The 11131-nt window shown below is 60.8% G+C and carries 5 protein-coding genes; 3 read left to right on the forward strand and 2 right to left on the reverse strand.

The window, feature by feature from the left end:
- Positions 1 to 50: 50 nt before the first annotated feature.
- Complete coding sequence (locus OKW98_RS27075; protein ID WP_265387425.1) at positions 51 to 2204, reverse strand: putative bifunctional diguanylate cyclase/phosphodiesterase; 2154 nt, start codon at positions 2202 to 2204, stop codon at positions 51 to 53.
- Positions 2205 to 2507: 303 nt separating this feature from the next.
- On the opposite strand from OKW98_RS27075, the gene OKW98_RS27080 reads away from it, so the two are divergent.
- On the forward strand, positions 2508 to 3179 hold the full coding sequence (locus tag OKW98_RS27080) for a polysaccharide lyase family 7 protein (protein WP_074890738.1): 672 nt from the start codon (positions 2508 to 2510) through the stop codon (positions 3177 to 3179).
- Between the two features lie 57 nt (positions 3180 to 3236).
- On the opposite strand, the gene putP is transcribed toward OKW98_RS27080, so the two are convergent.
- Positions 3237 to 4721 carry a sodium/proline symporter PutP gene (gene putP / locus OKW98_RS27085; RefSeq protein WP_265387426.1) on the reverse strand — a complete coding sequence of 495 codons (1485 nt, stop codon included), beginning with the start codon at positions 4719 to 4721 and terminating at the stop codon, positions 3237 to 3239.
- Positions 4722 to 5153: 432 nt separating this feature from the next.
- On the opposite strand from putP, the gene putA reads away from it, so the two are divergent.
- Both putA and OKW98_RS27095 read left to right on the forward strand, forming a co-directional pair.
- Complete coding sequence (gene putA / locus OKW98_RS27090; RefSeq protein ID WP_265387427.1) at positions 5154 to 9107, forward strand: trifunctional transcriptional regulator/proline dehydrogenase/L-glutamate gamma-semialdehyde dehydrogenase; 3954 nt, start codon at positions 5154 to 5156, stop codon at positions 9105 to 9107.
- A gap of 218 nt (positions 9108 to 9325) precedes the next feature.
- Positions 9326 to 11128 carry an acyl-CoA dehydrogenase gene (locus OKW98_RS27095; protein WP_265387428.1) on the forward strand — a complete coding sequence of 601 codons (1803 nt, stop codon included), beginning with the start codon at positions 9326 to 9328 and terminating at the stop codon, positions 11126 to 11128.
- Positions 11129 to 11131: the final 3 nt, after the last annotated feature.

The raw sequence follows: 11131 nt of genomic DNA on the forward strand, positions 1-11131 counted from the left end.
GTGACAGTCATGGTCGGATCGGGTCGCGGGAAAAGCGCGAGTCTACCGCGTCAGTCCTGCCCGAGCAGCTGTAACGCGACCGGCAGATCGACCGGCTCGACAAAACGCTCCGCTTCCAGTGGCGGCATCGGATGAGCAATAAGGAAGCCCTGAATGATCTGACAGCCGTTGGCGACCAGCCACTCATACTGCTCGTAGGTTTCGACACCCTCGGCAATCACCTCGATATCGAGCATGCGACACAGGTCAATGATGGCGCGCGCGACGGCCAGATCGCGGGACGATCCGAGCATGCCGCCGATGAAATGCCGATCGAGCTTCAGGGTGTCCAGATCGAGGTTGCGCAGATGGGCAAGCGAGCTGTCGCCTGCACCGAAATCGTCCAGCGACACGCGCACGCCGATTTCATGCAGATTTTGCAGTTGCTTGCGGCTGTGCACCAGGTTGTGGACCAGCGAGGGCTCGGTGATCTCGACTTCCAGCTGCCGGGGTTTCAAACCGTGTAGCTGCATCGCGCGCTGCAGCTCGTCCGCCAGATTGGGCAGGCTGAATTGCGCTGGGCTCACGCTGACGCTCATGACCAGATCGTCCGGGAATACGTCAATCCAGCGCTGGCGCTGCGCCGCACCCTGTTCGAAAATCCAGCTGCCGAGCTTGTTGATCAGCCGCGTCTCTTCCAGCAGCGGAATGAACACCCCTGACGGCACGTCGCCAGCGTCCGGATGATGCCAGCGCAGCAGCGCCTCGAAACCCCGCGTCTTGCCGGTGACGACGTTGACCTGCGGCTGGTAGACCATGGAAAAGTCTTTGCCATCGATCGCCGTGCGCACGCTCTCTTCGAGCATCGAACGGGAGCGTGCGCGGCCATTCATGTACTGATCGAAGAAGCGGTATTGCTGACGCCCTGCCCGCTTGGCTTCGTACATCGCAATGTCCGCCGCACGCAGCAGGCCATCCAGATTGGTGCCGCAGTCCGGATAGACCGCGATGCCGATACTTGCCCCCAGGGTGGCTTCAACCCCGTCAACCAGACGCCGCGCGGAAACCCGCTCGATCAGCTTTTCGGCGACCTTGGCAGCATGTTCGGGGAAGTCCAGCCCGTCGATGACCACCACGAACTCGTCGCCACCCATGCGCGCGAGCACATCGTAAGGACGCAGGCAGTCTTTCAATTGCGCCCCGACCCACTGCAACACCTGATCGCCGGCGTCATGACCCAGGGAGTCGTTCACTTCCTTGAAGCCGTCGAGGTCCAGGTACAAGACAACCAGATACTTGCCCGCGTGCTCGTTGCGCAGCAGCATCCCTTCGACCGTCTGATAGAAACCACGGCGGTTGAGCAGACCGGTGAGGGAGTCCGTCACGGCCTGATGTTCGAGCTGACGATAGAGGTCACGCACCACCGACATATCGAGCACGCTGAGCACCATAGCGCGCTGTTCGGCAGGCAGTGGCGCGCACGACAACGCGACCGGGACCTGACGCCCCTCGGGCGTTCTAAGCACGGCGTCGTGGACGCGGTAGGTGTCGGCACGGCGATAGTGATGATAAAAGCCGGAATCGGCCCATTCGCCAACGATGGGCTCGTGCAGGTAGGCGCACAAACCGGTGCCGCGCAGCTCGCCGTCGGTCATGCCCAGCAAACGGCAGATCGCCGGATTGGCGAAACTGATGACGCCCTCTTCGGTGACGACAAGGATGCCTTCGGCCACGTTCGCCAGCACCGATGCGTTGAATGCCCGCGCCGACTCCAGCTCGCGGCTCAGCTTCTGCAGGGCACGCCGATTGTGCTGCTGCTCCAGAAGCGCCTGCACCTTGGGCCTGAGAATATTGGGGTCGAACGGTTTGAACAGGTAATCGACTGCGCCGCTGGCGTAGCCCTTGTGCACCGAGTCGCGGGATTGTTCATTGGCGGTGAGGAAGATGATCGGCGTCAATCGCGTTCGCAGGCTGCCACGCATGAGGCGGGCAACTTCGAAGCCATCCATGTCCGGCATCTGCACATCGAGAAGCACCAGATCGACATCTCTGTCCAGCAAAATGCCCAACGCTTCCATGCCTGAGGCGGCGGTAATGATCTCCCGGTCCTGGCGCTGTAGCACTGCGCACATGGTCACCAGATTTTCCGGGTAATCATCAACAACCAACAATACTGATTTGCCACTTAATGGCAGGGACTGCACGCATTCCATGCTGCTACTCATCATTCACTTTACTGCCCGGGGAACGCCCCCGCTGATGGTCTGATAGGCCATTACTCTAGCTTCGATTGGAAAAAAAAGAAGGCGGCCATTTGACAGCCCTTCAAAAAGTGCCATCCAACCGACTAACGGTAAGAGCGCTCAATGTCAGTGCCATCCTGCGCTGTAGCGAAAGTAGCGGCACTTTGACGCCAATCATTCGACAAATTCCTGTTAACAAACACAGCGATGAACCGTATAAAAAGTGCCCGACAACCCCTTGCGCCCGCGACTTTGCTGGCAATGAGACATACCGGACGACTAGACATGATTGATTTGGGAACGTGGAATCTGAGCATTCCAGTGGGCTCGCCCCCCGCCACTATCGAGACACAACAACTGCTTCAAGGTTACGACGACAAGTACTTCAAATCCGGCTCATCGAACGTCACATTCTGGGCGCCGGTCACCGGAAGCAAGACCGCCAACGCGATCTACCCACGTACGGAATTGCGCGAGACCTGGTCCAACGGCACGCTGCACAACTGGTACTACCAGGACGCCGACAATTACCTGAATGCCAAGCTCAAGGTCCTTCAGGTGCCGTCCTCCGGCAGAGTCGTCATCGGTCAGATCCATGTCTACGACAGCACGCAGCCGCTGCTGAAGCTCGAATATCAGTACCTGGAAGCGACGCACATGGGCAACATCGTCGCCAAGGTTCGCTATCACCCCGACGACAAAAAGGCGCGTGTGATCACGGTTGCGGAAAACGTGAGCCTGAACGAGACGTTCAACTACGTCATCCACCTCAATAAAGCCGGGTTACTCAGCGTGACCGCCCACGGCATGGGCTGGAACGACCGGATCAGCGCCACCTGGAGCAAACAGCAGCTTTACTTCAAGGCCGGGGTCTACACCCAGGACCACACGGGATATACCAGCGAAGGCGGCAAGACCATGTTCTTCAACCTGGACGCCGACCACAATAAGAGCTGATGCGCTCGCGAGGGAGCCCGAGCGCTCAGGTCGCCCGGGCTCTTGAGCAGGCAGCCCTTACGCTGCCTTGTACTCTTTTTCCGCTGCTTCAAAGCGCGTCAACATGCCCGGCGTCGGGCCTTTGCCGACCGTGCTGAAGACGACGATGGCGAGACTGGCAAAGATGAAGCCGGGGATGATTTCGTACAGGCCCAGCAGTTCGAAATGCTTCCACACCACGACCGTGATCGCGCCGACCAGAATCCCCGCCAGTGCGCCGTTGCGGGTCATGCCTTTCCAGATCACCGAGATCAGCACCACCGGCCCGAATGCCGCGCCGAACCCGGCCCACGCGTAGCTGACCAGACCCAGCACGCGGTTTTCGGGATTCGCCGCCAGGACGATCGCGATCAGCGCCACCAGCAAAACCATGGCCCGGCCGACCCACACCAGCTCTCTCTGGGACGCGCTTTTGCGCAGAAAGGCTTTGTAGAAGTCTTCGGTCAGCGCACTCGAACACACCAGCAACTGGCAGCTCAGCGTGCTCATGACCGCCGCAAGGATGGCCGACAGCAGAACGCCGGCAATCCACGGGTTGAACAGGATCTTGGCCAGCTCGATGAAGACGCGCTCGTGGTTTTCAGTGACGGGACCTGCCACCTCCGGGTGCGCCGAAAAGTAGGCGATGCCGAAAAAACCCACGGCAACGGTGCCACCCAGGCAGAGGATCATCCAGGTCATGGAAATGCGACGCGCCTTGGCGATTGACCTGACCGAGTCAGCGGCCATGAAGCGCGCCAGGATGTGCGGCTGACCGAAGTAGCCCAGGCCCCAGCCCATCAGCGAAATAACGCCGATGAAAGTGGTGTTCTTGAGCATGTCGAAGTTGCTCGGGTCTTGGGCTTCGATGGCCATGAACGTGGTGTCGATGCCACCGGTCGCCAACAGCACTATGATTGGCGTGAGGATCAGCGCGAAGATCATCAGGGTCGCTTGTACGGTGTCTGTCCAGCTGACGGCCAGGAAGCCGCCGATGAAGGTGTAGGCAATCGTCGCCGCAGCGCCGGCCCACAAGGCAGTTTCGTAGGACATGCCGAAGGTGCTCTCGAACAACCGCGCGCCGGCGACAATGCCGGAAGCGCAGTAGATCGTGAAAAACACCAGAATCACGATGGCCGAAATCACCCGCAGCAAACCGCTGTTGTCTTCAAAGCGGCTGGAAAAGTAATCCGGCAAGGTGAGCGCATCGCCGTTGTGCTCGGTCTGTACCCGCAGGCGACCGGCGACGAACAGCCAGTTCAGGTAGGCGCCGATGATGAGCCCGATGGCGATCCAGCTTTCCGACAGACCAGACATGTAGATTGCGCCCGGCAAACCCATGAGCAGCCAGCCGCTCATGTCCGATGCACCGGCCGAAAGCGCCGTGACCACACTGCCGAGGCTGCGCCCGCCGAGAATGTAGTCCGAAAGATTATTGGTGGAACGGTAGGCCATGAGTCCTATAAGGACCATTGCAGCGATGTAGATCACGAAGGTGATCAAAGTAGGGTTGCTGACACTCATCGGTTAGGTTCCGGCGTTGTTTTTATAGGCGCGAGCAGATCGAAGTTCTCCTGAGGCATCAGGTTTGCGCAAGCCTGCTCGCGTATGTCGCGGGCTGGCAAAGAAGCTTGCCGCTGCACACCGCTTGAATGCACCAAAGCGGCGCATCCTAGAGGACATCCCGGAGCAGGTGCAACCCGAAAACTGGCATTACCGGGCTTTTTTACAATTTAGATAAAAGTGCCACATCCACCGGCTTTACGAGGGGAGCTGCCAAATAGAGCCTGCCATGAGGGGCACTCTAATCGAGCAAGCCGATCCTCGCTCGACTCAATAAAGGGCACCCCTGAAACACTTTTAAAAAAGCGGTTGCACCCGGTTGCACCCTTTCGATACCGCAGCTAATCTTGCCGCAGCTTAGCCACATGACCGTGGCTGTCATGAGGATAAGAAATGGCCACCACCACCCTCGGTGTCAAACTCGACGACCCCACCCGCGAGCGATTAAAAGCGGCGGCGCAGTCCATCGACCGGACGCCCCATTGGCTGATCAAGCAGGCGATCTTCAATTATCTGGAGAAGCTCGAGGGCGGCGCGACCCTGAATGAACTCAGTGGTCAGGGTGGCAAAGACGCCGATGATCAGGGTGACCTGCCCGCCGACAACGGCCATCAGGCATTCCTCGAATTCGCCGAAAGCATCCTTCCCCAGTCGGTTCTGCGTGCCGCGATCACCTCCGCCTACCGGCGTCCCGAGCCTGAAGTGGTGCCCATGCTCATTGAGCAGGCTCGCCTGCCGGCCCCGATGGCCGATGCAACCCACAAACTGGCGGCGTCGATCGCCGAAAAACTGCGCAACCAGAAGAGCGCCGGTGGCCGCGCCGGTATCGTCCAGGGCCTGCTGCAGGAATTCTCGCTGTCATCCCAGGAAGGCGTGGCCCTGATGTGCCTGGCCGAAGCCCTGTTGCGCATCCCTGACAAAGGTACCCGCGACGCATTGATCCGCGACAAGATCAGCACCGGCAACTGGCACCCGCACTTGGGTAACAGCCCTTCGCTGTTCGTCAACGCCGCCACGTGGGGCCTGTTGCTGACCGGCAAACTGGTCAGCACCCACAACGAGGCCGGCCTGACCTCCTCGCTCAGCCGCATCATCGGCAAGTCCGGCGAGCCGATGATCCGCAAGGGTGTGGACATGGCCATGCGCCTGATGGGCGAGCAGTTCGTCACCGGCGAAACCATCGCCGAAGCCCTGGCCAACGCCAGCAAGTTCGAGGCGAAAGGCTTCCGTTATTCCTATGACATGCTCGGCGAGGCTGCGCTGACCGAGCACGACGCGCAGAAGTATCTGGCGTCCTACGAGCAAGCCATCCACTCGATCGGCAAAGCTTCACACGGCCGGGGCATCTATGAAGGTCCGGGCATCTCCATCAAATTGTCCGCCCTGCATCCGCGTTACAGCCGGGCGCAATACGAGCGCGTGATGGACGAGTTGTACCCGCGCCTGCTGTCGCTGACCCTGCTGGCCAAGCAATACGACATCGGCCTGAACATCGATGCCGAAGAAGCCGATCGCCTGGAGCTGTCGCTGGACCTGCTCGAACGCCTGTGCTTCGAGCCGCAGCTGACCGGCTGGAACGGCATCGGCTTCGTGATTCAGGCGTATCAGAAGCGCTGCCCTTATGTGATCGATTACGTCATTGACCTCGCCCGCCGCAGCCGGCATCGCCTGATGATTCGTCTGGTGAAAGGCGCGTACTGGGACAGTGAAATCAAGCGCGCTCAGGTCGAAGGCCTGGAAGGCTATCCGGTCTACACGCGCAAGGTGTACACCGACGTTTCCTACATCGCCTGCGCACGCAAACTGCTGTCGGTGCCGGAGGTCATTTACCCGCAGTTCGCGACCCACAACGCCCACACTTTGTCGGCCATTTACCACATCGCCGGTCAGAACTATTACCCGGGTCAGTACGAATTCCAGTGCCTGCACGGCATGGGTGAACCTTTGTATGAACAGGTCGTGGGCAAAGTCGCCGACGGTAAGCTGAACCGACCGTGCCGCGTGTACGCCCCGGTCGGCACCCATGAAACCCTGCTGGCGTATCTGGTTCGTCGGTTGCTGGAAAACGGCGCCAACACCTCCTTCGTCAACCGCATCGCCGACCAGTCGATATCGATACAGGAATTGGTCGCCGATCCAGTGTCCAGCATCGAGCGCATGGCGACCCAGGAAGGTGGTTTCGGCCTGCCGCACCCGCGCATTCCGTTGCCACGCGACCTGTACGGCAGCGAACGCGCCAACTCCGCGGGCATCGATCTGGCCAACGAACATCGTCTGGCATCGCTCTCTTCCGCCCTGCTCGCCACGGCGCATAACGACTGGAAGGCCGGCCCGATGCTGGGCAGCCCGGTCAGCGCCGGCACTGAGGTGCCTGTCCTGAACCCGTCCGATCTGCGTGACGTTGTCGGCCACGTGCAGGAGGCGAGTCTGGAGGACGTCGATAACGCCTTGCTCAGCGCCCTGAGCGCGGGCCCGATCTGGCAAGCGACGCCGCCGGCCGAACGTGCGGCAATCCTCGAGCGTGCCGCAGACCTGATGGAAGCCGAGATTCAACCGCTGATGGGCCTGCTGGCCCGCGAAGCCGGCAAGACGTTCGCCAATGCCATCGCCGAAGTGCGCGAGGCGGTGGATTTCCTGCGTTACTACGCGGTGCAGGCACGCAACGATTTCAGCAACGACGCTCACCGCCCATTGGGTCCTGTGGTGTGCATCAGCCCGTGGAACTTCCCGCTGGCAATTTTCAGCGGTCAGGTCGCTGCAGCCCTGGCGGCTGGCAACCCGGTACTCGCCAAACCTGCGGAGCAGACACCGCTGATCGCCGCACAGGCCGTCCGCATTCTGCTCGAAGCCGGGATTCCCGAAGGCGTGGTGCAACTGCTGCCGGGCCGCGGTGAAACCGTCGGCGCGCGGCTGGTCGGCGATGATCGCGTCAAGGGCGTCATGTTCACCGGCTCCACCGAAGTCGCCCGGTTGCTGCAACGCAACGTCGCTGGCCGTCTCGATGCCCAGGGCCGACCGATTCCGCTGATCGCCGAAACCGGTGGCCAGAACGCGATGATCGTTGATTCTTCGGCGCTCACCGAACAAGTGGTCATCGACGTGGTGTCCTCGGCGTTCGACAGCGCCGGCCAACGCTGCTCCGCACTGCGTGTGCTGTGCTTGCAGGAAGATTCCGCCGATCGTGTCATCGAGATGCTCAAAGGTGCGATGGCTGAGAGCCGCCTCGGTAACCCGGAGCGCCTGTCGGTGGACATCGGCCCGGTGATCGATCAGGAAGCCAAAGCCGGCATCGAGAAACACATTCAGGCCATGCGCGACAAAGGCCGTAATGTGTATCAGGTCGCCATTGCCGACGGGGACGAAATCAAACGCGGCACCTACGTGATGCCGACGCTGATCGAGCTGGACAGCTTCGACGAGTTGCAACGGGAAATCTTCGGCCCGGTATTGCACGTCGTGCGCTACAAGCGTCGGGAACTGGATCAACTGATCACCCAGATCAATGCATCCGGGTACGGCCTGACATTAGGTGTACACACGCGCATCGACGAGACCATCGCCAAGGTGATCGACAACGTCAACGCCGGCAACATGTACGTCAACCGCAACATCGTTGGCGCCGTGGTGGGTGTGCAGCCGTTCGGTGGCGAAGGCTTGTCGGGCACTGGTCCGAAAGCCGGTGGCCCGCTGTACCTGTACCGTTTGCTGTCGACCCGCCCCGCCGACGCCGTGCAGAAATCCTTTGCCGCCCGCGATGCGCAACAGGCGCCTGATACCCGCATGCAAGAGGCCATGCTCAAGCCGCTGAATGCGCTCAAGGCCTGGGCAGGTAGCCAGCAACTCAGTGACCTGGAGGCGCTGTGCAGCCAGTTCGCCGAAGAGTCCCAGAGCGGCGTGACCCGCACGCTCATGGGCCCGACCGGCGAGCGCAACAGCTACAGCATCTTGCCGCGTGAGCACGTGCTGTGCCTGGCCGAGGACGAGACGGATCTGCTGGCGCAACTGGCCGCCGTGATGGCGGTGGGCAGTACAGCGATCGTGCCGGACGTTGAGCCGGGCAAGTCGCTGCGTAATCGCCTGCCGAAGGACGTGCAGTCGCGCATCAAGCTGGTTGCCGACTGGAACAAAGACGAGGTCGCCATTGACGCGGTATTGCACCATGGTGATTCCGATCAGTTGCGCGCCATCTGCCAACAGGTCGCTCAACGCAGCGGCCCTATTGTCGGCGTTCATGGTTTGTCCAAAGGCGAGACCAATATCGCGCTGGAGCGTCTGGTGATCGAGCGTGCGCTGAGCGTCAACACCGCAGCAGCGGGCGGTAATGCGAGCCTCATGACAATCGGGTAACGCAGCATTATTGTAGGAGCGCGCTTGCCCGCGAATGCGTTCGGTCAGACACCACAGCAGTGTTTGACCCGACGCGTTCGCGGGCAAGCACGTTCCCACACTGAATTCGGCGAGCCTGCTTCGATCGTTTGATACCTCCATCACCCGCATCAATCATCCTGTTCACCCCTTCCCCGCCCCCCTAGACTCGACGGCATTCCCAAGAAAGGTATGCCGCCATGTCCGAGACGCTGCTCAGTTCCCGCAATCTGGCTTTCGAGCTGTATGAGGTGCTGGACGCCGAGGCGCTGACTCAACGCGAGCGTTTTGCCGAGCACAGCCGGGAAACCTTCGATGCGGCGATCAGTACGGCGCGCAGCATTGCGGAGAAATACTTCGCACCCCACAACCGTAAAAATGACGAAAACGAACCTCGCTATGAGAACGGCGCAGCGGTACTGATCCCGGAGGTGAAACCCGCCGTGGATGCCTTTCTGGAAGCCGGTTTTCTCAACGCCGCCCGGGACTTCGAAGCGGGCGGCATGCAGCTGCCGACGTTACTGTCCCAGGCCTGTTTTGCCCATTTCCAGTCAGCAAACACGGCGACATCGTCCTATCCATTTCTGACCATGGGCGCGGCGAATCTCATTGAAAACTTCGGCACCGACGAGCAAAAGCAACGCTTTCTGCAACCGATGATCGAGGGTCGTTTCTTCGGCACCATGGCCTTGACCGAACCCCACGCCGGCTCGTCGCTGTCGGACATTCGCACCCGCGCCGAGCCTGCGGAAGACGGCAGCTATCGCCTGCGCGGCAACAAGATTTTTATCTCGGGCGGCGATCACCCACTCTCCGAAAACATCGTCCATCTGGTCCTCGCCAAACTGCCCGACGCACCGGCGGGGGTGAAAGGCATTTCTCTGTTCATCGTGCCGAAGTTTCTGGTCAACGACGACGGGAGCCTCGGTAAGCGCAACGACGTCATTCTGGCCGGCCTGTTTCACAAAATGGGCTGGCGCGGCACCACCTCCACGGCACTGAACTTTGGGGATAACGGCAACTGCGTCGGCTATTTGGTTGGCAAGCCGCATCAGGGCCTGAGCTGCATGTTTCAGATGATGAACGAGGCACGCATCGGCGTCGGCATGGGCGCGGTCATGTTGGGTTATGCCGGTTACCTGTACTCGCTGGAATACGCCCGCGGACGGCCGCAAGGCCGGCTTCCCGACAGCAAGTCACCGGACGGCGCGCCGGTGTCTATCATTCAGCACGCCGACGTCAAACGCATGCTCTTGATGCAAAAAGCCTACGTCGAGGGCTCGTTTGACCTGGGCCTGTACGCCGCCCGGCTGTTCGACGACACGCAAACGGGGGAGAGCGAGGAGGTGCGTAAACACGCCCACGAGCTGCTCGATTTGCTGACACCTATCGTCAAATCCTGGCCGTCGGAGTTTTGCCTGAAGGCCAACGAACTGGCGATCCAGATACTTGGCGGCCACGGCTACACCCGGGATTACCCGGTGGAGCAGTACTACCGCGACAACCGCCTGAACCCGATCCACGAAGGTACCCACGGGATTCAGTCGCTGGATCTGCTAGGCCGCAAGCTGGCCCAGAACGGCGGCGCCGGGCTCAAGCAACTGATTCGCCTGATCGCTGACACCTGTGAGCGTGCGCAGGCCCATGAATCGCTGATGGCATTGCGGCAACCGCTGGAGCAACTGACCGCCCGACTGCAAACGGTCACCCTCGGTCTGCTGACCGACCTGAGCCAGGGCAAGGTCAACGCGACGCTGGCCAACTCCGCGCTGTACATGAAAGCGTTCGGGCACGCGGTGATTGGCTGGCGCTGGCTGGAACAGGCGATTCGGGCGCAGGAAGGTCTGGATCACGGCACCCCCGCTGATCACGACTTTTACCAAGGCAAGCTGCAAGCCGCCCGGTTCTTCCTGACGTGGGAGGTGCCGGGCTGCCATCACGAACTGGCCATTCTCGAGCGGCGCGATGACGCTTGCCTGACCATGCGGGAAGACTGGTTCTGAGCG

Source organism: Pseudomonas sp. KU26590 (assembly GCF_026153515.1).
Classification (GTDB): domain Bacteria; phylum Pseudomonadota; class Gammaproteobacteria; order Pseudomonadales; family Pseudomonadaceae; genus Aquipseudomonas.